Annotated in this window: 24 protein-coding genes, 1 tRNA gene and 1 pseudogene; 12 read left to right on the top strand and 14 right to left on the bottom strand. The window is 63.4% G+C overall.

The window, feature by feature from the left end:
* Positions 1-60: 60 nt before the first annotated feature.
* Positions 61-131: transfer RNA gene (locus tag GJR98_RS07215), tRNA-Pro, on the top strand.
* Between the two features lie 306 nt (positions 132-437).
* A complete protein-coding gene (locus tag GJR98_RS07210) occupies positions 438-740 on the top strand; it encodes a hypothetical protein (protein WP_151136883.1) in 303 nt (100 codons plus the stop codon).
* A 75-nt stretch (positions 741-815) separates the two neighbouring features.
* On the opposite strand, the gene GJR98_RS07205 is transcribed toward GJR98_RS07210, so the two are convergent.
* The 3 genes from GJR98_RS07205 to GJR98_RS07195 all read right to left on the bottom strand — a co-directional run bounded on the left by GJR98_RS07205 (position 816) and on the right by GJR98_RS07195 (position 4,558).
* Positions 816-3,068, bottom strand: coding sequence for an NADP-dependent malic enzyme (locus GJR98_RS07205; RefSeq protein ID WP_151136882.1), 2,253 nt, complete (start codon positions 3,066-3,068; stop codon positions 816-818).
* A 58-nt stretch (positions 3,069-3,126) separates the two neighbouring features.
* Positions 3,127-3,948, bottom strand: a complete 822-nt coding sequence (locus tag GJR98_RS07200) for a DUF7537 family lipoprotein (RefSeq protein ID WP_151136881.1) — start codon at positions 3,946-3,948, stop codon at positions 3,127-3,129.
* Between the two features lie 118 nt (positions 3,949-4,066).
* Positions 4,067-4,558, bottom strand: coding sequence for an HPP family protein (locus GJR98_RS07195; protein ID WP_151136880.1), 492 nt, complete (start codon positions 4,556-4,558; stop codon positions 4,067-4,069).
* A gap of 96 nt (positions 4,559-4,654) precedes the next feature.
* Between GJR98_RS07195 and GJR98_RS07190 the strand changes: the two genes are divergently transcribed.
* On the top strand, positions 4,655-5,221 hold the full coding sequence (locus GJR98_RS07190; protein WP_151136879.1) for a GNAT family N-acetyltransferase: 567 nt from the start codon (positions 4,655-4,657) through the stop codon (positions 5,219-5,221).
* A 1-nt stretch (position 5,222) separates the two neighbouring features.
* On the opposite strand, the gene asd is transcribed toward GJR98_RS07190, so the two are convergent.
* Positions 5,223-6,257: an aspartate-semialdehyde dehydrogenase gene (gene asd / locus GJR98_RS07185; RefSeq protein WP_151136878.1), complete on the bottom strand. Its 1,035-nt coding sequence runs from the start codon at positions 6,255-6,257 to the stop codon at positions 5,223-5,225.
* A 197-nt stretch (positions 6,258-6,454) separates the two neighbouring features.
* On the opposite strand from asd, the gene pccA reads away from it, so the two are divergent.
* A complete protein-coding gene (gene pccA, locus GJR98_RS07180) occupies positions 6,455-8,248 on the top strand; it encodes a propionyl-CoA carboxylase biotin carboxylase/biotin-carboxyl carrier subunit (RefSeq protein ID WP_151136877.1) in 1,794 nt (597 codons plus the stop codon).
* A 73-nt stretch (positions 8,249-8,321) separates the two neighbouring features.
* On the top strand, positions 8,322-9,359 hold the full coding sequence (locus GJR98_RS07175; protein WP_151136876.1) for a biotin--[acetyl-CoA-carboxylase] ligase: 1,038 nt from the start codon (positions 8,322-8,324) through the stop codon (positions 9,357-9,359).
* A gap of 13 nt (positions 9,360-9,372) precedes the next feature.
* On the opposite strand, the gene GJR98_RS07170 is transcribed toward GJR98_RS07175, so the two are convergent.
* The 6 genes from GJR98_RS07170 to GJR98_RS07145 form a co-directional block, all read right to left on the bottom strand.
* Positions 9,373-9,927 (bottom strand): universal stress protein, encoded by a 555-nt coding sequence (locus GJR98_RS07170; protein WP_151136874.1) that lies wholly within the window; start codon positions 9,925-9,927, stop codon positions 9,373-9,375.
* Positions 9,928-10,042: 115 nt separating this feature from the next.
* The gene (locus GJR98_RS07165; protein ID WP_151136872.1) at positions 10,043-11,056 is read right to left on the bottom strand and encodes an amidohydrolase family protein; all 1,014 of its coding nucleotides are present in this window, start codon (positions 11,054-11,056) and stop codon (positions 10,043-10,045) included.
* A gap of 81 nt (positions 11,057-11,137) precedes the next feature.
* Positions 11,138-12,361 (bottom strand): HD domain-containing protein, encoded by a 1,224-nt coding sequence (locus GJR98_RS07160; protein ID WP_151136870.1) that lies wholly within the window; start codon positions 12,359-12,361, stop codon positions 11,138-11,140.
* A 107-nt stretch (positions 12,362-12,468) separates the two neighbouring features.
* Positions 12,469-12,867, bottom strand: coding sequence for a DUF5518 domain-containing protein (locus GJR98_RS07155; protein WP_151136868.1), 399 nt, complete (start codon positions 12,865-12,867; stop codon positions 12,469-12,471).
* 224 nt (positions 12,868-13,091) lie between these two features.
* Positions 13,092-14,258, bottom strand: coding sequence for an HD domain-containing protein (locus GJR98_RS07150; RefSeq protein ID WP_151136865.1), 1,167 nt, complete (start codon positions 14,256-14,258; stop codon positions 13,092-13,094).
* 53 nt (positions 14,259-14,311) lie between these two features.
* Complete coding sequence (locus GJR98_RS07145; RefSeq protein WP_151136863.1) at positions 14,312-14,923, bottom strand: hypothetical protein; 612 nt, start codon at positions 14,921-14,923, stop codon at positions 14,312-14,314.
* 107 nt (positions 14,924-15,030) lie between these two features.
* Between GJR98_RS07145 and GJR98_RS07140 the strand changes: the two genes are divergently transcribed.
* The 7 genes from GJR98_RS07140 (at position 15,031) to GJR98_RS07110 (ending at position 19,645) form a co-directional block, all read left to right on the top strand.
* Positions 15,031-15,291, top strand: a complete 261-nt coding sequence (locus GJR98_RS07140) for a hypothetical protein (protein ID WP_151136861.1) — start codon at positions 15,031-15,033, stop codon at positions 15,289-15,291.
* A gap of 54 nt (positions 15,292-15,345) precedes the next feature.
* A complete protein-coding gene (cofD, locus tag GJR98_RS07135; protein WP_151136859.1) occupies positions 15,346-16,338 on the top strand; it encodes a 2-phospho-L-lactate transferase in 993 nt (330 codons plus the stop codon).
* A complete protein-coding gene (locus tag GJR98_RS07130) occupies positions 16,338-17,120 on the top strand; it encodes a tRNA-dihydrouridine synthase (protein ID WP_151136857.1) in 783 nt (260 codons plus the stop codon). The genes cofD and GJR98_RS07130 overlap by 1 nt, the downstream gene beginning before the upstream one ends.
* Complete coding sequence (locus tag GJR98_RS07125; protein WP_151136855.1) at positions 17,117-17,974, top strand: triphosphoribosyl-dephospho-CoA synthase; 858 nt, start codon at positions 17,117-17,119, stop codon at positions 17,972-17,974. The genes GJR98_RS07130 and GJR98_RS07125 overlap by 4 nt, the downstream gene beginning before the upstream one ends.
* Entirely contained in the window at positions 17,971-18,618 is a 648-nt protein-coding gene (locus tag GJR98_RS07120; RefSeq protein WP_151136853.1) for a DUF447 domain-containing protein, read from the top strand. Before GJR98_RS07125 ends, GJR98_RS07120 begins: the two co-directional genes overlap by 4 nt.
* Positions 18,619-18,642: 24 nt before the next feature.
* The gene (locus GJR98_RS07115; RefSeq protein ID WP_151136851.1) at positions 18,643-18,831 is read left to right on the top strand and encodes a 30S ribosomal protein S17e; all 189 of its coding nucleotides are present in this window, start codon (positions 18,643-18,645) and stop codon (positions 18,829-18,831) included.
* A 130-nt stretch (positions 18,832-18,961) separates the two neighbouring features.
* Entirely contained in the window at positions 18,962-19,645 is a 684-nt protein-coding gene (locus GJR98_RS07110; RefSeq protein WP_151136849.1) for a glycerophosphodiester phosphodiesterase, read from the top strand.
* Between the two features lie 9 nt (positions 19,646-19,654).
* Here the strand turns inward: GJR98_RS07110 and GJR98_RS07105 are convergent, their stop codons facing one another.
* The 4 genes and pseudogenes from GJR98_RS07105 to GJR98_RS07090 all read right to left on the bottom strand — a co-directional run bounded on the left by GJR98_RS07105 (position 19,655) and on the right by GJR98_RS07090 (position 24,599).
* Entirely contained in the window at positions 19,655-19,921 is a 267-nt protein-coding gene (locus tag GJR98_RS07105; protein WP_151136847.1) for an acc operon protein, read from the bottom strand.
* On the bottom strand, positions 19,918-21,462 hold the full coding sequence (locus GJR98_RS07100; RefSeq protein WP_151136845.1) for an acyl-CoA carboxylase subunit beta: 1,545 nt from the start codon (positions 21,460-21,462) through the stop codon (positions 19,918-19,920). Before GJR98_RS07100 ends, GJR98_RS07105 begins: the two co-directional genes overlap by 4 nt.
* Positions 21,463-21,648: 186 nt before the next feature.
* Positions 21,649-23,067 (bottom strand): sodium-dependent transporter, encoded by a 1,419-nt coding sequence (locus GJR98_RS07095; protein ID WP_151136843.1) that lies wholly within the window; start codon positions 23,065-23,067, stop codon positions 21,649-21,651.
* 195 nt (positions 23,068-23,262) lie between these two features.
* Positions 23,263-24,599, bottom strand: a pseudogene (locus tag GJR98_RS07090) (sodium-dependent transporter).
* Positions 24,600-24,655 lie beyond the last annotated feature (56 nt).

Raw genomic sequence — 24,655 nt, 5'->3', positions numbered from 1 at the left:
CAGTCCGACAACGAAACGAAGGGCTTAACCGCAAGACACGCATCGCTTTGAATGCACCCTGGGACCGTGGGGTAGTGGTATCCTCTGCCGATGGGGTCGGTAGGACCTGAGTTCGACTCTCAGCGGTCCCACTCCACCTTTTTCCTCGTTGGGTTTCCTCACGAGCCTTCGGCTCGTTGCGGGAACCCGCCTCGAAAAAATCTGGACCAAAAAGAGCCGCGAGGCCTCGCTACGCTCGGCTCGCGGTACAATAGGGTTGCATATCCTGCCGCGAGTCCGTCAGGACTCCGGCGAGAATCCAGTTGCGTCGGGAAATTCTGCACGACGCTGCGCGTCGAGCCCGGCATCGAAAAGCCACAATTCGTGTAACACTCCCAACATCAATTCTGTCGTATCCAAAAGGAAATTTTTATCAAACTCTGATTGGATGCCCGCCCATGGATAGCCTGGAAATCGAGCACACCGTACAGAACATTGCTGATGCGTACGATATCGAGGTGTACGATGTGCACGAGTCGGGTAACACACTCGTCATCGAACAAGAGGAATTCGAAGACACGCGTTCGACGATGACCTCGGCCCTCCTTTTCGATAGATACGACGCCGGGTTCGACCACATCGAGATTCACGTCCCCGACTCAGGGGAGACGAAGCGAATCAGCAGAACACTCTTCCAAGAGTCACTCTCCGAACTTTCCAACGTAATTGGGAACCAAGGGGCGTTCGGGTCGTCTTTCTGAACCCCACGGTTGAACGACGAGACGACCTTCCCGCAGATAAACACCGTCTAAAAACGCGTCTCTGCGGGTTCGACCTTACTGCTGAGCGTCCACGACGGCCACACCAGCCAGATTGACGATGTCCTTCACTTCGTCGCCACGCTGGAGGACGTGCACCGGTTTGTCCATGCCGACGAGCATCGGTCCGATTGCCTCGGCACCGCCGAGTCGCTGGAGGAGTTTGTAGGCAATGTTGCCCGCTTCGAGGTTCGGGAACACGAGCACGTTCGCGGGGTCGTCGAGGTCAGAGAACTCGTAGGTGCCGGTGAGTATCTCTTCGACGAGCGCCGTGTCGGCCTGCATCTCACCGTCGACGGGGAAGTCAACCTCGGGGTCGTCGTGCAGGAGTTTCACCGCGTTCCGCGGTTTCCGAGTCCCTTCGTTGTCCACACTGCCGAAGTTGGAGTACGATAGGAGCGCCGCACGCGGTTCGACGTTGAACCGGCGGGCGAGTTCAGCGGTGTGTTTCGTCACCTCGGCGAGCACCTCCTCGTCGGGGTCGAGGTTGACCGTCGCGTCCGCACAGAAGATGACGCGGTTCTTGAACGCCAGCATGTAGACACCGGCCGCGTAGTTGGCGTCTTCGGCGGTGCCAACGACCTGCAGTGGCGGGCGAAGTGCCGATGGGTAGTGGTGGGTGAGCCCCGTGAGCATCGCGTCGGCGTCACCGATATCGACCATCACGCTGGCGAAGTAGTTCGAGTCCTGCCCGACGAGTTCGGCCGCCTCGACACGCGTGAGGCCGTTACGTTGTCGTTTCTGGTACAAGTGGTCCGTGTAGTGACCCCAGTCTCCGTCGTGCGGGTTGGCGATGGTGGGGTCGAAGTCGAGGCCCAGTGCTTCGGCTTTGCGGAGGATACGCCTCGTGTTGCCGATGAGAATCGGGTCGGCGATTCCCTCCTCTTGCATCTGGTAGGCTGCCCGAATCATCTTCTCGTCTTCCCCCTCGGCGAGGGCGACCCGCTTGGGGTCCGACTTCGCCTTGTTGAGGACGACCTGCATCATCTCGCGGGACTTCCCGAGACGCGCTTCGAGTTCCTCGCGATACTCGTCGAGATCGCGTTCGAGGCGAGCGGACCCACTGTCCATCGCCGCCTTCGCGACGGCGGGTGTGACTTCGTAGAGGACGCGCTGGTCGAGGGGTTTCGGGATGAGGTAGTCGGGGCCGAACTGCAACGGTTCGTCGCCGTAGGCTTTGACGACGGCGTCTGGAACGTCTTGCCGAGCGAGGTTCGCCAGCGCTTCGGCGGCGGCGCGCTTCATTGCCTCGTTGATTTCGGTCGCACGAACGTCGAGCGCGCCGCGGAAGATGAACGGGAATCCGAGGACGTTGTTCACCTGATTAGGATAGTCAGACCGGCCCGTCGCCATGATGACCGTATCGTCACGGGCGCTCTTGGCATCCTCGTAGGTGATTTCGGGGTCCGGATTGGCCATCGCGAAGATGATTGGGTTGTCCGCCATCGACTGGACCATCTCTTGGGAGACGATGCCACCGACAGAGAGACCGACAAACACGTCGGCGCCTTCCATCGCGTCTTCGAGAGAGCCGTCTTCGACGCCACGGGCAAACGGTTCGGTGTACTCGTTGAGCTCGCCTGCGTCAGCGCGTCTCTCTGAGAGAATGCCGTCGATATCGCACATCGTGATGTTCTCACGAGGGATGCCGAGTGAGACGTAGAACCGAGCGGTCGCCGTCGCCGCAGCACCCGCCCCCGCGAAGGTGACTTCGAGGGAAGAAAGCTCCTTATCGGCGACGTCGACGGCGTTGAGCAACGCCGCGCCAGAGATGATAGCCGTCCCGTGCTGGTCGTCGTGGAAGACGGGAATGTCCATCCGCTCGCGGAGTTTGTGCTCGATTTCGAAGCACTCGGGGGCTTTGATGTCTTCGAGGTTGATGCCGCCGAACGTGGGGCCCATCGCCGCGACACTCTGGACGAACGCGTCGGGGTCGGCGATGTCGAGTTCGACGTCGAACACGTCGATGTCGGCGAAGCGTTTGAACAGGACGCCCTTTCCTTCCATGACTGGCTTGGACGCCTGCGCGCCGATGTCTCCAAGACCGAGGACGGCACTCCCGTTGGAGACGACACCTACGAGATTCCCCTTCGCGGTGTACTCGTAGGCGAGCGTCGGTTCGTCGGCGATATCGCGGCACGGTGCTGCCACACCGGGCGAGTACGCGAGGCTCAGGTCGCGCTGTGTGTTCGTCGGTTTCGTCGTCGCAATCTCTATCTTCCCGGGCGGGTCCGCGCGGTGGTACTCCCGAGCGTCGTCCTCGAGTGTCATTGTACTCCACCCCGTCGTTGAGAAAGGTAGCCTCTTCGTTCGGAATCGAAGCGGCGACTCAGTACGTCACAGTCGTCTGTCCCGTGCGCGCCTCGTCCAACCATGCAGGGTCGGTGACGGACGTCGTCCCGACGTCGGTCAACTCGAAGCGCCACTCGGCAGAGACGGGCTCACCGTCTTCCGTTTCGCCGCGAAGGTCCCAACTCGACGAGCGAGCGAGGCCGTCTTCGTCCACGAGAACGACGAGCGTGAAGTCGGTTATCGTCACGTTCTCGTCGGGCCCGAGCGCGGTGACGCCGTACTGACGCCAGAGGGTGGGGTCGGTGTACTCGTAGCGGTCGACTGCGACACCGTCGAACGTCTCGGTGCCGACGAACGTGGCGTCCTCTAAGTCGTCGTACGAGAACGACGCCCCGCGTGCCAACGCGTACTCGACCTGGTTGTCATCCGCTGGGAGGACCTGATAGAACGCCTCGGTGTCGTCTCCGAGTCTGGTGTAACTCGTTCCGTCGGCGATGAATCGCTCGTAACTCACGCCTTCATCGGCCCCGGAGATAGTGAACGTCTCACTCGTCCGGTTCGCTTCGAGGTCCACGTAGTACGTGTTGGTGAGTACCGACTCTTCGCCCGTCGAATCGACCATCGTCAACGACCACGTACTCGTGAAACTCCCTGCAGCACGGAGTTGGGCCTCCGAGTCGCTGACGTCGAACCCGTCTGTGTCGCCGTCAGAGTCGCCTGCCCCTCCGGAACCACCCGTTCCGCCGCTGTCTCCACTACCGCCAGATGGTGCCGCCGTCGAGGTGTCGGTTGGCGCACCAGTACACCCTGCGATGACGAGCAGTAGTGCGACGAGAACGGTAAGTATCTGAACACGCATAATCACGTACTCTAACGTCACTGACAGGCTTAACCTAGAGTCACGATTCTTCGACTCTCTTCGACGTGGACACGACGTTGAGCGTGATTCAATCGACGTCCACCGAGCGACAGATTGGTCAGCTGAACCCCAGCACGCTCCACTGAGCGAGCCCCACGGAGACTCCCACGAGGAGCACGACGCTCACCACGATGATTCCGACTTCGACCGGTGTCGAGAGCAATCCGAGTGAGACGATGAGCGTCGTCGCACACGCCGGCGCGTGGACGGTGTCGGTGGCGACCATCCCCCAACTCGTCACGACGACAGAGAGGATGGCGCTGGCGACGAGTCGGAAGCCTGCGAAAGAAAATGCAGGGAGGGATGCGGTGAGCGTCACTCCTGCTGCGAGAAGCGTGTAGGCGAGGAATCCAGCGACTGCTCCAACGACGTGTCCCCCGATAACTCGACGTCCGTTCGGCCGCTCACCCTCACGCGAAAAGGCGAGGACGAACGCGGACGGACCGAGACTCGGGAAGACGAACGCTGACCCAGTGGCCCACGCGACGAACCCCAACACAGCAAACATTAGGCCCGCAGTGAGGGCCGTCTCTTTCCCTCGCCGTGTCATGTACGACGTTCGGTTGGCGCACACTGAAAACGGTGTCTGACTGGGCGCCGTGGCCGTGAGCGGAGTTTAAAATACGCGCTCGGCGATAGCGTACGTATGCCCGGCGCACTGTTCCTCGAAGGCGACGCCGTCGAACTCCGAACCGTCGACGAGTCAGACATCGACTTCTTCCACGAGATGGTCAACGACCCGCGCGTCCGTCGTGGTATCGCCGCTGTCGACCCGGTAACGCGGACGAACGAACGCGAGTGGGTCGAGTCACGCGGCACCGACGACAACATCAACTTCGTCATCTGCGACGACGGCGACCCGGTCGGGACTATCGGACTCAAGCCACCGAACGTGGTCAACGGCGCAGTCGAAGTCGGCTACATCGTCGCACCGGACCACTGGGGCAATGGGTACGCGACAGATGCGCTTCGGACCATCTGCGGATACGCGTTCGGTGAGCGGCGACTGAACAAAGTGTACGCGAACGCCTACGAGACGAATCCGGGGTCCGTTCGTGTCCTCGAAAAGGCCGGATTCCAGCAGGAAGGCGTCCACCGGGAACAGGGCTTCGTCGACGGCGAACACGTGGACGTGTTGCGCTACGGCCTCCTCTCCGAGGAGTGGCGACGCACCGAAGACGAAGAAGAACGCGCCGGAGACAGGTGGTTCTAGATTAAATCCAGCCTTCTTCGACGAGGAGTTCGCCGTTGAGGACGGAGGCACCGGCCGCGCCACGAATCGTGTTGTGCGCGAGACAGTTGTACTTCACGCCGTTCGGCGTCTCCTGAATCGCACCGGCGGAGATTTGCATGCCGTCGCCGCGGTCACGGTCGAGGCGGGGTTGCGGACGGTAGTTGTCTTCGAAGACGTGGATGAGTTGCTCGGGAGCGCTCGGGAGGTCGACACCGGGGAACTCGCGCATCGCGGTTGCGACATCCTCGGGCGAGGCGTCCGCTGCGAGGTCTGCGAACACGCTTTCGAGGTGGCCGTCGAGCGTCGGAATGCGGTTACACGACGCGTTGACTTCGGCGTCGTGGAGGGCGACTTCTGCACCGTCGAAGGAACCGAGGAGCTTGCGCGACTCGGTCTCCATCTTCTCTTCTTCGCCACCGATGTGCGGGATGGCGTTGTCGATAATCTCCATCGAGGTGACGCCGTCGTACCCTGCACCGGAGACTGCCTGCAGCGTCGTGACGTGCACGCGTTCGAGACCGAACTGGTCGAGCGCGGCGAGCGTCGGAACCATCGTAATCGTCGAGCAGTTCGGGTTCTTCACGAGCGCGCCGTCCCAGCCACGTTCGTCCTGCTGGACTTCGATGAGGTCGAGGTGGTCGGGGTTGATTTCGGGAATCGTCAGCGGCACGTCGGGTGCCATGCGGTCGTTCGAGGAGTTCGACGAGACGACGTAGCCCGCTTCGAGGAACTCGGGTTCGACCTCAGCGGCGACGGAAGAGGGGAGCGACGAGAAGAGAAGGTCGATGTCGTCAGGAACGTCCGCCGGGTCCGTTCGGCCGACTTCCATCGAGGCGACGTCCTCCGGGATGGGCGTATTGACGCGCCACTTCGCGGCTTCGTCGTACCGCTTGCCCGCACTGGACTCACTCGCCGTCAACGCCGCGAGTTCGAACGTGGGGTGGTCTTCGAGGAGTTGGATGAATCGCTGTCCTACTGCACCGGTTGCACCGAGAATTCCGACTCGTACTGCCATTACCCGTGTCGTAGTGTGTCACACGCATAAGGCCGTTTGGATTCGAGCCGATATTCTCCCCAATTATTTCCACAGAACCGCGGTCTCGCGGGTTCTATCACGGTCGAACACACAAATCGGCAATCGTCGAACAGGATACCGACGTGCGTTGTGGAAACCGATAGAATAACGTGCAGTTCCCTGAAAGACTACCGCAAATGTTCAGCAAGGTTCTCGTCGCCAACCGAGGCGAGATCGCAGTGCGCGTCATGCGTGCGTGCGAGGAGTTAGGAGTCCGAACCGTCGCCGTCTACAGCGAGGCCGACAAGCACGGTGGGCACGTGCGCTACGCCGACGAAGCGTACAACATCGGTCCCGCCCGTGCGGCCGACTCTTACCTCGACCACGAGTCGGTCATCGAGGCCGCCCGCAAGGCCGGTGCCGACGCTATCCACCCGGGATACGGCTTCCTCGCCGAGAACGCCGCGTTCGCCCGGAAGGTCGAAGACTCCGAGTTCAAGTGGATTGGCCCGTCCGCAGACGCGATGGAACGGCTCGGTGAGAAGACGAAGGCCCGCGCCCTCATGCAGGATGCAGACGTGCCGGTCGTCCCCGGGACGACCGAACCCGCCGAGTCCGCCGCGGACGTGAAAGCCGTCGCCGACGACTACGGCTACCCAGTCGCCATCAAGGCCGAAGGTGGCGGTGGTGGCCGCGGTCTGAAGGTCGTCCACTCCGAAGCAGAAGTGGAAGACCAGTTCGAGACGGCCCAGCGCGAAGGTGAGGCGTACTTCGACAACGCCTCCGTCTACGTCGAGAAGTACCTCGAAGCGCCGCGGCACATCGAAGTGCAGATTCTCGCCGACGAGCACGGAAACGTCCGGCACCTCGGCGAGCGTGACTGCTCGCTCCAGCGCCGTCACCAGAAGGTCATCGAGGAGGCACCGTCGCCCGCACTCGACGACGACCTGCGCGAGCGTATCGGCGAGGCCGCCCGACGCGGTGTCCGCGCCGCAGACTACACCAACGCCGGGACGGTGGAGTTCCTCGTCGAAGACGGCGAGTTCTACTTCATGGAAGTCAACACGCGTATCCAGGTCGAACACACCGTCACGGAGGAAGTGACGGGTCTCGACGTGGTGAAGTGGCAGATTCGCGTCGCCGCCGGTGAGGAACTCGACTTCTCGCAGGAAGACGTGGAAATCGACGGCCACTCGATGGAGTTCCGTATCAACGCGGAGGCACCCGAGAAGGACTTCGCGCCCGCGACGGGCACGCTCACGACGTACGACCCACCGGGTGGTATCGGCATCCGCATGGACGACGCCGTCCGTCAGGGCGACGAAATCGGAGGCGACTACGACTCGATGATTGCGAAACTCATCGTCACCGGCTCGGACCGCACGGAAGTGCTCGCCCGCGCCGAGCGCGCGCTCGCCGAGTTCGACATCGAGGGACTGCGCACGGTCATCCCGTTCCACCGCCTCATGCTCACCGACGAGGAGTTCCGCGCAGGAACCCACACGACGAAGTACCTCGACGAAGTCCTCGACCGCGACCGTATCGAGGCCGCCGTCGAGCGCTGGGCACCGGACGCAGTCAACGGCGACGACGACGAAGAGGACGTCACCGAACGGACGTTCACCGTCGAAGTCAACGGCAAGCGCTTCGAGGTCAGCCTCGAAGAACGCGGCGCGCCCGCCATCCCACTCGGTGGTGCCGGAGCCGCATCCAAGCCGTCCGGTCCGCGCAAGCGCCGTGACGACGGTGACGACGACCAGCAAGTCATCGAGGGCGACGGCGAGTCCGTCACCGCCGAGATGCAGGGAACCATCCTCTCTGTCGACGTCGAGGAAGGCGACGAAGTCGAACCCGGCGACACCGTCTGCGTCCTCGAAGCGATGAAGATGGAAAACGACGTGGTTGCCGAGCGCGGCGGCACCGTCACGCAAGTCCTCGTCGGCGAGGGCGACAGCGTCGACATGGGCGACGTGCTCCTCGTCCTCGAATAACCGGAACACGCACACGTTCCGAGACGAGTCAGGAACCGCGAACCTCTTTTCCCGCGCTGCAGTAGCACACTCCATGAGCGACACGCGACGCGCCCTCCTCGCCGCACTCGCCGAAGGTCCCGTCTCCGGTCCCGAACTCGCCGACCGACTCGGTGTCTCCCGCGCTGCCGTCTGGAAACACGTCGAGTCGCTCCGGGACGAAGGATTTGGCGTCGAGAGCGACGACGAGGGCTACGTCGTGACCGACGTGCCGGAGTACGGCGGCCCCGCGATCGAGTACGGACTGGAGGCCGACTACGACGTGGAGTTCCACGACGTGCTCGACTCCACGAACACTCGGGCCCGCGAACTCGCCGACGAAGGTGCGAGCGACGTGGTCGTCGTCGCCCGAGAACAGTCCGCCAGCAAAGGCCGAAAGGGTCGAGTGTGGACTTCACCCGACGGCGGTGTCTGGATGAGTCTGCTCATCCGTCCTGAGGAACCTCCCGCGTTCGCGCCGTTGTACACGCTCGCGATGGCCATCGCCGTGTGTGATGCGGCGCGTGAGGCCGGGGTGGATGCAAGTATCAAGTGGCCGAACGATGTGATTGTGAGCGAAGCGAACAATCGCTCGTCGGGCGCGCCAGCGTCCGACGGTGTCATCGTGAGCGAAGCGAGCGATGCGTCATCTGACTCGCCAAAATCGGAATTGCTAGGGTACAAAAAACTCTGCGGCATCCTCACCGAGATGGAAGGCGAGGCCGACCGAGTCTCGTGGGTAGTCATCGGAACCGGCATCAACGTCAACATCGACCCGGAGACGCTCCCCGAAGGAGCGACGAGTGTCGCCGCCGAGTCGGGGGCGGTCGAACGTCGTATCTTCGTACAGCGAGTGCTCGAACGCTTCGACGAACTCCGAGCGGACCTCGACGGCGTCCTTCCGGCGTGGCGCGAGCGAGCAGACACGCTCGGCAGACGAGTCCGTGTCCACACTGCTGGCAGCATCGTGGAAGGAACGGCAGTCGACGTCGAACATCCCGGGACGCTCATCGTCCAGACCGACGAAGGCGACGTCCGAGTCCACGCTGGTGACTGCGAACATCTGCGGCCAGTGGCCGACGAGGGGCACTGAGAAGACGACCGTTCTACTCTTCGCCGTCTGCCGTGGCGGTCGGGTCTGCTGCGTTGTCGGCGTCGACGGAGGCGTCTGTGGTGGACTCGCCAGTCGTGTCGCCCCCCACGTCGGCAGGCGTTTCTTCGTCAGCATCGATACGGACGGTCAACACCGGGACCGACGACGCGCGGACGACTTTCTCTGCGACCGACCCGAGGAGGAGGCGGTCGATGCCACCACGGCCGTGTGTCCCCATCACGATGAGGTCGCACCCGCCGCGCTCGGCGAACTCGACGATTTCTCGACTCGGTGTCCCTTCGAGGACGTGTGTTTCGACCTGGACACCTTCGCGTTCGGCCGCACGCTCTACCAGTTCGAGCGCCGCCTCGGCGTCCGAACGCAACAGGTCGTCGAGGCCCTCCCACGACGACTCCATCGGGAGTCCCGCAAAGCTCCCGGCGTTGATCACGTACACCCCGTGTAGTTCCGCATCGTGGACCGCAGCGAGTTTTGCAGCGTGTGTCGCAACACGTCCGGACCCCGCAGACCCATCGGTTGGAACGATAATTCGGTCGTACAGCACCATGTCACTTGATGACATATTGCGACAGGCAGTAATAACACTTTGTGACAGCAGAGCGACTCCGAGAGTACGTCGGAGAAGCGGGCTACCGCTGGTTCAGTGCGAGCGTCCGCCGCCGTCAGAGATAGACGTCTTTCACGTCCGCCATCCCGGCACGACGGACGACGGCGCGGACCACGTCTTTGGCGCCGGCGAGGTTGTCTGTGTCGCCGTCGAGGACGAGTAACTTCGCGTCGCGGCCTTCCTCCACGAGGCCATAGTTCAGGCCGGCGATGTCGGCGCCGTTGATGGTCGCCATCCGAAGGACTTCGGCCGCGGGTACGGCGGCGAGTTTCGACGTGAACTCCATCTCGCGGAACATCGAGGGACTGTTCAGCATCACGTTGTCCGTCCCGAGGGCGACTGTCGTGCGTTCGACGAGTTCACGAATCGGCGGGACGCCTACGCCCGTGACGAGGTTCGACCGCGGGCAGACGACGATTGGAATCTCGCTGTCGCCGACGCGTTCGAGGTGGAGCGGTTCTGGGTGGACCATGTGGACGAGGAAGTCGGGGTCGAGGTCCAACGCGGGGTTGATGTCGAGCGAGTCGCGTTCGCCGGCGTGGATGCCGAACAGTTTGCCGGCGTTGTCCGTGGCATTTCTGAGTTCGCCAAACTCGGCGTCACGAGCGCCCGAGGCACCGAACCCGTCCGACACTTCCATCGCTGCCTCGGTCTCGCGGCCGAGGACGACGGCTTCGATGTCGCGCCCGTCGAGCGCCTGTCGGATGATATCGACGCCTTCGACGCCGCCTTCGCGGAACTCGAGACAGGCGGCGGTTCCACCGCGTTCCATCATCCGCAGCGACCGGTGCATCGCGGCGACTTTCTCCTCGGTGCTCGCCGCCCGCAACAGGCGGTGTTTCAGTCCGTCTGGTGGCGCAACCAGGTCGTCGAGCGAGAGGCCTTCGCCCGCTTCCTTCGCGATAGAGTCGCCGAGGTGCGTGTGCGCATTGACGAACGCGGGGAGGATGATGTCCGTCGAGTCAGTCTCCGTCTCCTCGATGTTGGTTATCGTCCCGTCTTCGACTACGACCCGTCCCTCGACCGGTTCGAACTCGCGGCCGCGGAGTACGGTTCCCTCGAGGTGCATTGTTCTCGAATCCGTCACCCCGAGGCTTGAAACTCTCGTCTCGAAACGACCACACCCGGTTCGCCGACGAACACGACGACGCTACTCGAACTCGTCGAGCGTCGTGTTGAGATTGCGTCTGACCTCCGAGACGAGTGCCCCGTCGATATCGAGTCCCAGAACGTCTGCGGCGGCGCGCCCGACGCGGTCTGTCTCTCCTCTCGGCGCGTAGACGCCGAGTCGCCACTGCTGTTCTTGGGCGGTCCGGAGTGCCTGTACGAGCGGTGATTCGCGTTCTAACTGTCGAATCTCTCCGTTGACCATCACCCGCGACGACGACTCCGTCATCGACGGCCGCGAAGAGACGTCGAGGATGACCGAGTCGGTGGCGACGTCTGCACGGTCTGCAATCTCCCGTTCGAACGCCGCTTTCGTCTCGTGGTCAGCGTCGATGACCGAGTCGGGAACGTCCGGGATTTCTGCCCAGACGGCCCGTTTGTACAGATTGCGAGTGGCGAGGCGCTCGGCGAACTCGCTGGTCGAGGGGGTGAGCCTGAGTGCGACCAACAGGTCGTAGTCGTCCATCCGGCGAAGTCCGTCGGCCGAGATATCCGGTTCGGTGAGGAGTTGCTCGGACGCCCGCCGGAGCATCGCCTTCGAGATACGCGCGACGTGGTGTTGGTAGACGGTCGGATTCATCAGTGCCCGAGCGAGGAGCAGCGACTCCGCCGTCTGGACGTTGCCTTCGGCGAGGACGAGTTCGCCGTCGACGAACGCGAGTTCACGAATCAGTCGCTCGTGGTCGATGGTGCCGTAGGGGACGCCCGTGTGGTGGGCGTCACGAACGAGGTAGTCCATCCGGTCGACGTCGAGTTCACCCGAGACGAGTTGGCCGAACTCGCCGTCGCCTGCAATGAGGTCGGCGACGCGCTTCGGGTCGAGACCTTCTTCTTCGAGCGTCTCGCCGACGTTTCCACTCGTGACGAGTCCCGCGACGTCGTCGTGGTACTTCCCAGTGTGCCGGTGCGTCACGTCCTCGATGTTGTGGCTGTAGGGACCGTGACCGACGTCGTGGAGGAGGGCTGCGGCCTCGACGTGTGCGGCGGCGTCGCCTTCGATACCGAGGTGTGAGAGGGCACGGGACGCGAGGTGGTAGACGCCGAGGCTGTGTTCGAACCGCGTGTGGTTCGCGGATGGGTAGACGAGTTGGACCGTCCCCAACTGCTTGATACGCCGAAGTCGTTGCATCTCCGGCGTATCGAGGAGGGCCTCGGCCGCGCCCTCGACTTCGATGTGGTCGTGGACGCTGTCCTTGATGGTCGTCATGGAGGGTCATTCGGCCGTCATCGGCTAAAAAGGGTCGGGCAGAGAGTGAAAGACGAAGCTCCGGGCTCAGTCGAGCAGACACCCAAAAGCGAGGATAGTGGAACGTCTCAGGCGGTCGGGCGGCCCATGCGGTCTTCGCGGCCGCGGTGGAGGTACCCGCCGACGACACCACCGACGGCGCCGGGGATGCCCGCGACGAAGATGAGGGTCAGGAGGCCGAGGCCGGCACCGAGGCCGAAGATCCCTGCGACCAGCGTTCCGAGTACGGTCAGGATGATGCCGACGATGAGGGCACCGATGACGATACCGAGTGCGCCGTGCGTCGCGTCACTCATGGTGCTGCGGTTGTTGTAATAGCCGGAGACGCCACCCGCGATGAGTCCCGAGAGACCTGCACCGAGTACCGGAAGAGCGACGTCTGTGAACGGGATAACGAAGCCACTGAGCAGGCCGAGGACGATGTACGTAGCGAAGCCGTATAGGACTGCACGCCAGTTAATTGCCATGGAAGTCATATCGATGGGAACGATAATAAATATCTTAGACACTTTCCAAGAACTTCCGACAATACTGGTGTAAAATTCGTATATTCTGGTCAATTTCTTCTGTTTATTGGGAATTTCAACACATACAGCAGAGGGGGGGGAACCGTCGTGCCTCCTGCCGCCGCTTTGGAACGACAGGGGAGCGTCGTCACACTCGCGTCGCCACACCTGTCGCGTCGCTCCACCTATTTCGTCGCACGCACAGGTACGTCGAGGACGTCGACGGCGGCGGCCGCAACCTCGTCGCGAACCGCTTCCGGGGCGTAGACACCGAGTCGCCACTGAGCCCGCTCAGCAGCACGGAGTGCCCCCACGAGTTCGGACGCGTCTTCGAGTCGCCGGACGACCCCGTTGACGACCACGCGTGACCGTGATTCCTTGATTCGCGGCCGTGACGGCGCGTCGACGATGACCGAATCGAACGGGACGTCGGCGATGTCGGCGATTTCACGCGCTGCCGCTCGTGCGGCCTCGGCGTCGAAGTCGACCACGTTCGTCGGGACCGCATCGATGGGTGCCCAGACGGCTCGCTTGTACAGGTTCCGGCACTCGATGCGCTGTCCGAGTTTTGGGACGTGCGTGTCGAGGGCGACGAGCAAATCGTGGTCCGCCATCCGGACGAACTCTTCGAGGGGGACGGCATCGTCAACGAGTCGTTCAGACGCCCGTTCGAGCATCGCACCGGCGATTCGCGAGACGTGGTGTCGGTAGACGGTTCCGTTCATCAGTGCCCGAGCGAGGAGCAGTGACTCTGCGGTCTGGACGTTGCCTTCGGCGAGGACGAGTTCGTCATCGCGATAGCGGAGTTCGCGGACGAGTCGGCCGTGGTCGATAGTGCCGTAGGGGACGCCCGTGTGGTGGGCGTCGCGGACGAGGTAGTCCATCCGGTCGACGTCGAGTTCACCCGAGACGAGTTGGCCGAGTCCGCTATCGCCGGCGACGAGGTCGGCGACGCGCGACGGAGAGAGGCCGTGTGATTCGAGCACGTCACCGACTGCTGTGCCGTCGAGCAGGTGGTGAATCTCGTCGTGGTCGCGGCCGGTTCGACGGCGAATCAGGTCTTCTGTCTGGTGGCCGTACGGCCCGTGACCGATATCGTGGAGGAGCGCAGCAGCACGGACGTGTGCGGCACGGTCACCGTCGATGCCGAGGTGCGAGAGGGCGCATGAGGCGAGGTGGTAGACGCCGAGACTGTGTTCGAATCGGGTGTGACTCGCAGAGGGGTAGACGAGACGAACCGTCGAGAGCTGCTTGATGTGCCGAAGTCGTTGGAACTCGGGCGTATCGACGAGTTCCGCGGCCACGGGGTCCAGTGTGATGTAGTCGTGGACGCTGTCTTTGACGGCGGTCATACCGACACTTGTGCGACGAGTGTCAAATACCCCAACCGTTCAGTCGAACGGCGTTACCGTCCCTGTTCGAACTGTCCGGCGACCTGTTCGGCCGTCGTGTTGGCGACGGCGTCGAGGAGTTGGTTCCGGTAGGCTGGCCGAGAGACGGCACCAGAAGCAGAGACCTCGACTGTCGCATCGAGAGACCCCGCGATGTCTGGCCCCGTCGTCGAGTTGAACACGAACGAGCCATCGGAGAGTCCTGCTTCGATGTGTTCGCCGTGCCCACCGGCGTCGAACGCGGCACGCCACATCACGGCCCCCGACGGGGCGACGGGGTTCCAGCGCGGACTCCATTCGTCGACGACGACGACCACGACGGGCCGGTCGTACGAGCCCCGCGCTGCCGTCGGTTCGAGCGTGATTCCTTCGCGCTCGAAGGCGGCGACGAGTTCACTGGTCAGGTCGTCGCGGATGGCGTCGGGTGCGTCGACGACGAGGTAGCCGTTCGTCACTGGTGGAAGCGAATCGAGGTTCGTTCCACCTGCGGTGGTCGTCGTGTCGGTCGAGGCTTGGAACGTTGCGGCTTCGAAGTCAGCGAAGAGAAAGGCGCTACTGACGGCAGCGAGGACGACGACGAGCGCGACGAGCGCGATAGACCGAGGAGCTGGCGGGGACTGTGCCATAGAATACTTTCTCTCATCTGAGACGATAGTCGTGCTGTGATTCGTGCTGGTCTGTCACGTGGTCAGCCGCCACAAGTAGTTTACAACGACAGGCCAAACGACCCAGCATGAGCCTGAAATCTGCACTCGGGAGCGTATTCGGGCTTTTCTTGCTCGCCGTGGCCGGGCTTTCGGTCCTCGTTGCAGCATCTCTGGTGGGAGTAAGTCTCCTCAGCGGCCTCACCGAACTTCGCATCGTGGGAGTCATGTGCGCTCTCGGAACCGCGCTGATAGCCGGATTCTCTGGCTACTTCGTCCGGAAAGCCGTCGCTGGGCAGGTGATGCCGTCGAACTTCGACGTATCCGTGGCGTACCGCAGCGGTCCGTGAGTCTCACCTTCCGGTGAGGGAACTTTCAAACCGACACTCACCCTACGGCCGTGCATGGTAACCTTCCTCGCTGGGGGCACGGGCACCCCCAAACTCCTCGACGGTGCTGGCGAGGTGTTCGACCCTGCCGAGACGACTGTCGTCGCCAACACGGGTGACGACGTGGAACTCGGCGGCCACCTCGTCTGTCCCGACGTGGACACTGTTCTCTTCTGGGGCGGCGGTGTCCTCGATACTGACCGCTGGTGGGGCATCGCCGACGACACCACCGAAACCGACGACGAACTCCACCGGCTCGCCGACGCCGCGGGTCTCGAATTCGGGCCGCGATATCTCTCTGCCGACGCACAGACCGCCGGACGCGACATCGCCCGTTGGCGACGCTTCTCTGGCATCGCGGAGTTCATGGAAATCGGCGACCGCGACCGCGCAGTCCACATCACTCGCACGTCGCTTCTCGACGAAGGGCGCTCACTCACCGAAGTCACACGGACCCTCGCGGATGCGTTCGACCTCAGCGTCTCGCTCCTCCCGATGAGCGACGACCCCGTGGCGACGCTCGTCCACACCGACGAAGGGACGATGCACTTTCAGGAGTACTGGGTCCACCGCCGTGCCGAACCCGCGGTTCACGACGTCGAGTTCCGCGGTGCAGACGACGCACGAATCACCGACGAGGTCGCCGACGCACTCTCCGACCCTGTGGTCGTCGGCCCGTCGAACCCCGTCACGAGCATCGGCCCGATGCTCGCCCTCGACGGATTCCGCGATGCGCTTGCCGAAACGCCCGTCGTCGCTGTCTCACCTTTCGTCGAAGACAAGGTGTTCTCCGGTCCCGCCGCAGACCTCATGGCCGGCGTGGGATACGACCCTTCGACGGCCGGCGTCGCCGAGGCGTACCCCTTCGCGGACGCGTTCGTCCTCGACGACGACGACGGGACCGACCTCGACAGACCGGTCGTCCGGACAGACACCCGAATCGACGGCCCTGAAGACGCCGCACGGGTCGCTCGCGCGGTCGAAGATGCACTCGCGGAGGTGTCGTGATGTTCTCCCCTCGGCTCGCTGTGGCGAGCCTCAGCGGCGAATCTGACGCCGACTGGGCCCGCACGGCCGCCCCACACGTCGGCGCGGCGTTCCTCGGTGGCGTCGCCATCGACCAGACTACACAGGAGGCTGCCCGCGCACTCGTCGCTCGGGGACGCTCAGAGTTCCTCACCGACGACCCAGTCGCGTTCGTCGCAGACCAACTCACTGCAGTCGAGGAGATAGACTGCTTCGTCGCCGTCAACGTGCGCGCCACGTCAGCAGCCCCGATTCGGGACGTCGCAGCGGTCTGCGCCGACCACGGTGCTGGTGTCGAAGTGAACGCACACTGCCGACAGGAGGAACTCTGCGCTATCGGTTGTGGTGAGTCACTCCTCCGCGACACCGACCGACTCGTCGAGTACGTCGCTGCCGCGGCCGAAGCCGACGCACCGGTCGGTGTGAAGGTCCGCGCCGAAGTCGACGGCGTCTCCCTTCCCGAACTCGCCCCGACACTCGCAGACTCAGGCGCTTCGTGGCTTCACGTCGACGCGATGGACTCCGAGTCTGTCATCGCCGACATCGTCGCTGCCGAACCTGACCTGTTCGTCGTCGCCAACAACGGCGTCCGAGACAGAGCGACCGCACACGAGTACCTTCGGTACGGTGCAGACGCCGTCAGCGTGGGTCGGCCAAGCGACGACCCGGCGGTTCTGCGTCGAGTCGAGCAGGCCGTCGACGAGTGGTTCGAAAACGAAGACCACACACACTCAACCGACGAATCGGGGGTGTCCGCCCGATGACGACGCATCCAGTCACAGACCGAGGATTCGGCCCGGCACGACACGCCGAACTCGCCTTACTCCTCGAAGTCGCCGGAACACCAAAACCGGGCAACGTGGACCGCCGTCGTGACCTCTCTGACCTCCACTTCGAGCACTTCCTGACTGGGGCCGTCGGCTCTGCGGACGGGCTTCGACGTGCCGAGAATGGCGCGGCAGTCGGCGAGGCGTTCGAGACGGCCGTCGCCGGCATGAGCAGACAGGGAGGGGGCAACACACAGTTCGGTTGTCTCCTGCTTCTCGTGCCGCTCGTTCGGGCAGCTGCAGTGGGCGAACTCTCGCCGGTGGGCGTGACCGACGTCGCCGAATCGACGACTGTCGACGACGCGGTGTCGTTCTATCGGGCGTTCGAACACGTCGACGTGGCCGTGGGCGACCCGCCGGAGGACGCCCCTGACCTCGACGTCCGCCGCGGTGCAGATGCGGAGTCGGCCCTGCGTGCACAGTCGCTCACGCTGTTCGACGTGATGGAACTCAGCGCCGAGGGAGACGCCAACGCCCGTGAGTGGACCGGTGGCTTCGCCCGCACGTTCCGCGCTGCAGAGTCGATTCTGGCCGACGAGGGGCCAGTCACCGACCGAGTCGCGCGGGCGTTTCTGGAGTTGCTCACCGAGGAACCGGACACACTCGTCGTGACGAACCACGGCGAGGCAGTCGCGCGCGACGTGATGGACCGTGCGGCCGCCGTCTCCGACCTCGACGAGGCCGAGGAACTGGCCGAGTCGTTCGTCGCCGACGGAATCAATCCCGGGACGACGGCCGATATCGTCTGTGCGGCGACGTTCGTCGCGCTAGAGCGGGGGGTCCCGTTGTGACTGCCGAACCGGGTGCGGACGAGTCCGAAACCGAAGTCGAGTGGCCGGTCGACCTCCGCGGCGTCACCGAATCGGTCGTGGCCACACTCGGGCCGAACGACCTGTGGAACGTCGCCGCACTCGGTCTCCACGCACCCGCGGACGCCGACAAACCGGTGACGGCGACGACGTGGGGCAACACTCGAACGCGGCGGAACTTCCACCGACAGGGTCGCGGCGTCGTCCAGTTCGTCACCGACCCTGTGGATTTCGTGGAGGCTGCGATGACGATTCGAGAGACGGAGTCGCCTGTCCTCGACTCTGCCGACGCGTGGGTGGAAGTCGAAGTGACACAGGTGGAGTCGGGTGAAGACGGCGGAACACGGTGGGAACGCTGGGAACTCAGGCCGGCCGATGCTGGTGTCGAGGCGACACGCCCGTTCACCATCAACCGTGGGTTCGGTGCCGTCGTCGACGCGACTGTCGCCGCCTCTCGCCTCGACGTGCCCGCGTTCGACACCGACGAACTGCTCTCTCGACTCGCGTACTTCGCAGAGACGGTCGAGAAGTGCGGCGGACCGAGAGAGCGCGACGCGTTCGCACGAATCGACGAGTTGACAGGGTGGCGCGAACGGGCCTCGCAAAGACGGAACGAATCGTTTTAGTGTTCGTCCGGGGAAATTCCGCACATGGCAATCAAGCCCAAGTACGTCAAGCAGCTTGGTAACATCCTGCTGGAACGGTACCCGCAGGCGTTCAACACGGATTTCGAGACGAACAAGGACAGCGTCAGTCAACTGACGACGGTGGAGTCGAAGAGCGTCCGCAACCGCATCGCGGGCTACATCACCCGGAAGAAGGGCGCTCAGACCGCGTAAATTCGAAGCAGACGATTCTCTCTGCGACTACTCTTCTCCACCCGCGTCGGGAGCGGTAGCGCCGGCCACGCGAGCGCACCAGCGCACTGCTGACGAAAGGGTTTACGCCGTCGTCGTGCGACCACGCCCTATGCGCGTCATCGGTCACCGCGGCTGTCCCGCACTCGCGCCCGAGAACACACTCGCTGCGTTCCGCGCCGCTAGCGACCGCCTCGACTGGGTCGAACTCGACGTTCGGCGCTGCGGGAGCAGCGAACTCGTCGTCTTCCACGACGAGACACTCGACCGATTGACCGACGCGACCGGTCCCGTCGCCGACGCGAGTCTCACGGAACTCCGCGACCTCCGCGTCGACGACTCCGACGAGTCGATTCCGACGCTCACCGAGGTGTTCGAGGCACTCCCTGAGAGCGTCGCCGTCAACGTCGAACTGAAAGAATCGGGACTCGCGACCGACCTCGTGGCCGTCGTCGCCGACGTGCCGAACGAGGTTCTCGTTTCGTCGTTCGACGTGGATGCCCTCCGCGAGGTTCGCGAGACCACCGACCTTCCGGTCGCACTGCTCATCTCTCACGATTGGGGCGACGCACTCCACACTGCGGACGCACTGGGCTGCGTGGCTATCCACCCGCACTACGACCTGCTCTCGGCGGCGCGCGTCGCCGAGGCACACGACGCCGGATTCGAACTCAACGCGTGGACGGTCCTCGATAGAGAGATTGTCGAGCGACTCCGCGAGTGGGGCGTCGATGGCGTCATCGTCGACGACCCGGAGATCGTCGGAGAAGAAAACAGAGAGAAGTCAGTCGAGTAAACCGCTCGGTTAGAACCGGTCGACGCGACCGGATGCGGCCCACGCGTTCGTCGGTGCGCCCGAGGGGACGCGCCGACTACACCCGCTGACCGATTCGAGGCGACCGGCGTACTGCCAGCGTTTCTCGTTCCACGTCTCTTCGTCGTCGGCCGCGGCGGCCGCGGCTGCGACCTGCTGGTCGTGGAGGTGTGCGCCGACGGCGGCGGCGATGGCCGCGGCTTCTTCGGGGTCTGCATCGTCGGGAATCGACAGGCCCGAGAGCAGTTCGTCGCTCATAGTGGGATATTACCGTGCTTCTTGTCCGGCTGCGACTTGCGCTTGGACTTCAGCATCTGCAGGTCTGCGATGAGTCGCTTTCGCGTCTCGCCGGGTTCGATGACGTCGTCGACGAAGCCACGGTCGGCAGCGGTGTACGGGTTGGCGAACTCCTCGCGGTACTCTTGAATGAGTTCGTCGCGCCGGGCGTCGGGGTCGTCGGCTGCCTCCAGTTCGTCTCGGTAGAGGATGTTGACCGCACCCTGTGGCCCCATCACCGCGATTTCGGCAGTCGGCCACGCGTAGTTCACGTCGGCACCGAGGTGTTTCGAGGCCATGACGTCGTAGGCACCACCGTAGGCTTTGCGCGTGATGACCGTCATCAGCGGGACAGTCGCCTCGGAGTAAGCGTACAGGAGTTTTGCGCCGTGGCGGATGATGCCGTTGTGCTCCTGGTCGGTTCCGGGGAGGAACCCGGGCACGTCCACGAACGTCAGGATTGGGACGTTGAACGAGTCACACATCCGGATGAATCGCGCGGCCTTCTCCGACGATTCGATGTCGAGGGTGCCGGCGTTCACACGGGGCTGGTTCGCGACGATGCCGACGGAGTGGCCGTCGAGACGGCCGAAGCCAACGACGATGTTCTTCGCGAAGTCTTCCTGGACGCCGAAGAACGACCCTTCGTCGACGACGCCGCTGATGACGTCGTGGATGTCGTACGGTTTCCGCGGTTGGTCGGGAACGACCTCTGCGAGATTGTCGTCGACGCGGTCTGGGTCGTCCCACGGTTCGACTCGCGGCGGGTCTTCGACGTTGTTCTGGGGGAGATACGAGAGGAGATGTCGGATATCGTCGAGCGCCTGCTCTTCGGTGTCGGTGGCGAAGTGGGCGACACCGCTCGTCGCCGTGTGCGTGGTCGCGCCACCGAGTTCGTCGAAGGTGACCTCCTCACCGGTGACCGTCTTGATGACGTCTGGGCCGGTGATGAACATGTGGCTGGTGTCGCGGACCATGAACGTGAAGTCGGTCAGCGCCGGGGAGTAGACGGCACCGCCCGCACAGGGGCCCATGATAGCCGAAATCTGTGGGATGACGCCCGACGCCTCGGTGTTGCGGCGGAAGATTTCGCCGAACCCACCGAGCGACTGGACACCCTCTTGGATGCGCGCGCCGGCGGAGTCGTTCAACCCGACGACTGGCGCGCCGACTTCCATCGCCTTGTCCATCACTTTGCAGACCTTCTCGGCGAACACTTCGCCGAGCGACCCGCCGAAGACGGTGAAGTCGTGGGCGAAGACGAACACAGTTCGCCCGTCGACCTCGCCGTACCCCGTGACGACGCCGTCGCCCGGGAGTTTCGACTCTTCCATTCCGAACTTGTGATTGCGGTGGGTTCGGAACTGGTCGAACTCTTGGAACGTGCCGTCGTCGAGGAAGTAGTCGATACGCTCGCGGGCGGTCATCTTGCCCTTGTCGTGCTGGGAGGCGATTCGGTCTTCACCGCCGCCTTTCAGTGCTTCTTCGCGCTTCTCACGGAGTTCGTCGATCCGGTCCTCCATCGTCATGCCAGACCACCTTCGCTCATTGAAACGTCGGTGCGTAGTCTGGGGTCAAAGGAGTTCCGCAATCCGGCAACCCTTACTTCGACGTCTGTCGAATATTAGGTCGAACAATCATCATAGTTCTCGGCGTGTAACCGGCAGACAGCGTCGAGATGAAGGGAAGAAAAAGACCGTCGAATCCGATTAGACGACCGATTCGGGTCGGCGCAGGCCGACGAACGCGGCGGCACTCGCCAGAACAGAGATGCCGACCGTCGGCCAGAAGCCGATGCTCGCGTCCAATCCGAAGTGAGTGAGGAGCGTAAAGACGAGGAACAGCGGCAGGACGACGCCGGCAGCGAAGAGCCACGGCGTGCCGAGCGCGTCCGCGATGGCGCCACCGCCCGCAGTGAACTCGCTGACTGCTTCACGACCCATAACCCAGCCGACGAACAGCAGGAACGCTGCGAGGCCGGCGGTCAGGAGGATGTTGACGAGCGTGCCCGCGACGAAGCCGAAGATGCTGGGGTTGAACGCACAGACAGTCCCCGTCACGGCGACGAGCGCGGTCATGCCGACGACGGCCTGCTTGCGCGAGATGTCATACTCGTCGACGAGGAACGCGACGGGAATCTCGAGCATGCTGATAGAACTCGACAGCGCCGCGAGCGTCACGACGGCGAAGAATGCGGTCGCGATGAGCGTGCCGGCGGGCAGTTGCGAGAACGCACCAGCGAGGCCGACGAACAGCGCACCGGGGCCAGTACCGGTCTCAGTGGGGTTGATGCCCTGCGAGAACAGGAGCGGGAAGACGACGAGGCCCGTGATGACACCGACGCTCGTGTTGAGGACGGCGATTGCCGCGCCGTCGAAGGGGAGCGACCGGTCTTCGTCGAGATAGGAGGCGTAGGTAATCATCGTCCCTGCGCCGAGCGAGAGCGTAAAGAGCGCCTGTCCAGCCGCGGGGCCGAGGATGGAGAAGAAGTTCTCAGTGAGAACCGAGGGGTCGAATCGGAGGAAGAAGGCGTACCCGGCCGCTGCGTTTGGTTGCGTCGCGGCCCACGCGGCGAGGCCGACGAGGAGCAAGAGTACGGACGGCATCATGACTTTCGTGCCGAGTTCGATGCCTTTGCGGACGCCCGCGAAGACGATGAGTGCAGTCAAGCCGAGGAACAGAAGGTGGTAGATTGCGGCGTCGGCGCCGGCAGAGACGCCACCGAAGTACTGGCCGGGATTCGAGAAGTACGCAGGGTTTCCAGCGACGACTGAGGCGCCGCTTTCGAGCAGGTACCGGAGAATCCAGCCACCGACGACGCTGTAGAACGACAACAGTGAGATGCCAGTGATAACGGAGAAGGCGCCGACGTAACCCCACTTTTTGGACCCCGAGAGGTCGCGGAGTGCGCCGACTGGTGATTTCTTCGCGCGTCGGCCGATGACTAATTCACCGAGGAGTCCGGGAACGCCGACGAGGAGTACGATACCGAGATATACGACGAGGAACGCACTTCCGCCGTTTTCTGCGGTCTGCCACGGGAACCGCCAGATGTTCCCGAGGCCGACTGCGCTTCCGACAGCGGCGAGGATGAACCCGAGCCGTGTCGCCCATGTTTCTCGTGCCATTGAGAGCCATTGCCACTACGCCCCTAAAGTGACTTTCGAACCGACAATACGTCATCGCAGAAATTTAACGGTTCTAAGGCATCGAGACGCACGTATTGCTGTAGATTGGTCGGAGAATGTGCACAACCACCTACGATTCGTAACTGCACAAAAAAGTGGATTGCTTCTGCCGCAACGCGGCGAGTCGTCGCTGCCTCAGAGCGGCGGGATGATAGCCGGGTTCTCGCCGAGGAACAGGGTCTGGAGACCCAGCGCCAGCGTGGCGACGACGGCCACGATGACGAGCGTGCGAGCGAGCCAGAGCCACGTCAGGCCGACACCGTCGCCGAGGCCGCTGCCTTTCATGAGTTCGTCGAGCGCCGGTGCGCCGTAGACCCACGCCACGAAGACGAGGATACCGAGGACACCGACCGGCAGCAGGAACTTGTACGCGAGCGTGTCGAACCAGCCGAGCCACGCCGTGTTGAGCGCCGACGGGACACCGAGGAGGAAGATGATTCCACCGAGGCCGAGGGCCACCTGCGGACGCGACACGTCGTAGTTGTCGATCGCCCACGAGACGACGACTTCGAGGAGGCTAATCGCAGACGAGAGCGCCGCGATGAGGACGACCCCGAAGAAGATGAGGCCGATAATCTGGCCACCGGGGATGTCACCGAACGCGCCAGCGACACTGATGAACACCGCGCCCGCACCGCTCGTGTTGGGGTCGATACCCTGTGCGAACAGCAGCGGAAGGACGACGAGGCCGGCGAGGATGCCGACGAAACTGTTCAGGAAGACGATAGTGATACCGTCACCGAACAGGCTCTGGTCGCCGTCGATGTAGGAGGCGTAGGTGATCATCGCACCCATACCGATCGACAGCGAGAAGAACGCCTGCCCGACGGCGAACGGGACGATGTCGCCGAAGTTCGCGGCGAGTGCCTCGAAGTCGGGCGACAGGAAGTACGCGTAGCCCTCGGATGCGCCGGGGAGCGTGAAGGCGAAGACGGCGAGTGCGCCGAGGATGACGACGATACTCGGAACCATCAGTTTCGTCGCTTTCTCGATTCCGTCTTCGATACCCGCGGCGACGATGCCGACGACGAGCGCCATGAAGACGGCGTGGAGCACGAGCGCGTCCATGCCGGCCGAAATCTGTCCGAAGTACTCAGCGGGGCACCGAAGTACGCACCCGTCACACTGCCACCGAGGTACCGAAGGACCCACCCACCGACGACGCTGTAGTACGAGAGAATCCAGAAGCCAGTGAAGAGGCCGAGCGCACCGACGATGCGCCAGTTCTTGTGACCGAGTTTCTCGAAGGCGTCGATGGTGTTGAGGTTGGTCTTCCGTCCGATGATGAACTCGGCGAGGATGGCCGGGAGGCCGATGCCGAGTGCGGCGATGATGTAGACGATCAGGAACGACGCGCCACCGAACTGTGCAGTCTTGAACGGGAACTGCCAGATGTTCCCGAGGCCGACGGCACTGCCGACAGCGGCGAGGATGAATCCTGCCCTGCTTGCCCATGTTTCACGTTCGCTCATTTCTATCACCCTCTTGCCGATGTGGGTGTGATAAATGACGCGGTATGCCGTCGCAT

Origin of the sequence: Haloferax marinisediminis (genome assembly GCF_009674585.1) — an archaeon.
Classification (GTDB): domain Archaea; phylum Halobacteriota; class Halobacteria; order Halobacteriales; family Haloferacaceae; genus Haloferax; species Haloferax marinisediminis.
The sequence above is the reverse complement of the archived record's forward strand: the minus strand, read 5'-3'. Positions and strand labels throughout refer to the sequence as shown.

Coding starts and splice junctions, on each gene's coding strand:
- cofD (WP_151136859.1), top strand. CDS start 15,346: ATGGTAACCTTCCTCGCTGGGGGCACGGGCACCCCCAAACTCCTCGAC.
- asd (WP_151136878.1), bottom strand. CDS start 6,257: ATGGCAGTACGAGTCGGAATTCTCGGTGCAACCGGTGCAGTAGGACAG.
- GJR98_RS07140 (WP_151136861.1), top strand. CDS start 15,031: ATGAGCCTGAAATCTGCACTCGGGAGCGTATTCGGGCTTTTCTTGCTC.
- GJR98_RS07115 (WP_151136851.1), top strand. CDS start 18,643: ATGGCAATCAAGCCCAAGTACGTCAAGCAGCTTGGTAACATCCTGCTG.
- GJR98_RS07150 (WP_151136865.1), bottom strand. CDS start 14,258: ATGACCGCCGTCAAAGACAGCGTCCACGACTACATCACACTGGACCCC.
- pccA (WP_151136877.1), top strand. CDS start 6,455: ATGTTCAGCAAGGTTCTCGTCGCCAACCGAGGCGAGATCGCAGTGCGC.
- GJR98_RS07170 (WP_151136874.1), bottom strand. CDS start 9,927: ATGGTGCTGTACGACCGAATTATCGTTCCAACCGATGGGTCTGCGGGG.
- GJR98_RS07105 (WP_151136847.1), bottom strand. CDS start 19,921: ATGAGCGACGAACTGCTCTCGGGCCTGTCGATTCCCGACGATGCAGAC.
- GJR98_RS07145 (WP_151136863.1), bottom strand. CDS start 14,923: ATGGCACAGTCCCCGCCAGCTCCTCGGTCTATCGCGCTCGTCGCGCTC.
- GJR98_RS07125 (WP_151136855.1), top strand. CDS start 17,117: ATGACGACGCATCCAGTCACAGACCGAGGATTCGGCCCGGCACGACAC.
- GJR98_RS07175 (WP_151136876.1), top strand. CDS start 8,322: ATGAGCGACACGCGACGCGCCCTCCTCGCCGCACTCGCCGAAGGTCCC.
- GJR98_RS07190 (WP_151136879.1), top strand. CDS start 4,655: ATGCCCGGCGCACTGTTCCTCGAAGGCGACGCCGTCGAACTCCGAACC.
- GJR98_RS07165 (WP_151136872.1), bottom strand. CDS start 11,056: ATGCACCTCGAGGGAACCGTACTCCGCGGCCGCGAGTTCGAACCGGTC.
- GJR98_RS07100 (WP_151136845.1), bottom strand. CDS start 21,462: ATGGAGGACCGGATCGACGAACTCCGTGAGAAGCGCGAAGAAGCACTG.
- GJR98_RS07210 (WP_151136883.1), top strand. CDS start 438: ATGGATAGCCTGGAAATCGAGCACACCGTACAGAACATTGCTGATGCG.
- GJR98_RS07195 (WP_151136880.1), bottom strand. CDS start 4,558: ATGACACGGCGAGGGAAAGAGACGGCCCTCACTGCGGGCCTAATGTTT.
- GJR98_RS07155 (WP_151136868.1), bottom strand. CDS start 12,867: ATGGCAATTAACTGGCGTGCAGTCCTATACGGCTTCGCTACGTACATC.
- GJR98_RS07130 (WP_151136857.1), top strand. CDS start 16,338: ATGTTCTCCCCTCGGCTCGCTGTGGCGAGCCTCAGCGGCGAATCTGAC.
- GJR98_RS07110 (WP_151136849.1), top strand. CDS start 18,962: ATGCGCGTCATCGGTCACCGCGGCTGTCCCGCACTCGCGCCCGAGAAC.
- GJR98_RS07095 (WP_151136843.1), bottom strand. CDS start 23,067: ATGGCACGAGAAACATGGGCGACACGGCTCGGGTTCATCCTCGCCGCT.
- GJR98_RS07200 (WP_151136881.1), bottom strand. CDS start 3,948: ATGCGTGTTCAGATACTTACCGTTCTCGTCGCACTACTGCTCGTCATC.
- GJR98_RS07160 (WP_151136870.1), bottom strand. CDS start 12,361: ATGACGACCATCAAGGACAGCGTCCACGACCACATCGAAGTCGAGGGC.
- GJR98_RS07205 (WP_151136882.1), bottom strand. CDS start 3,068: ATGACACTCGAGGACGACGCTCGGGAGTACCACCGCGCGGACCCGCCC.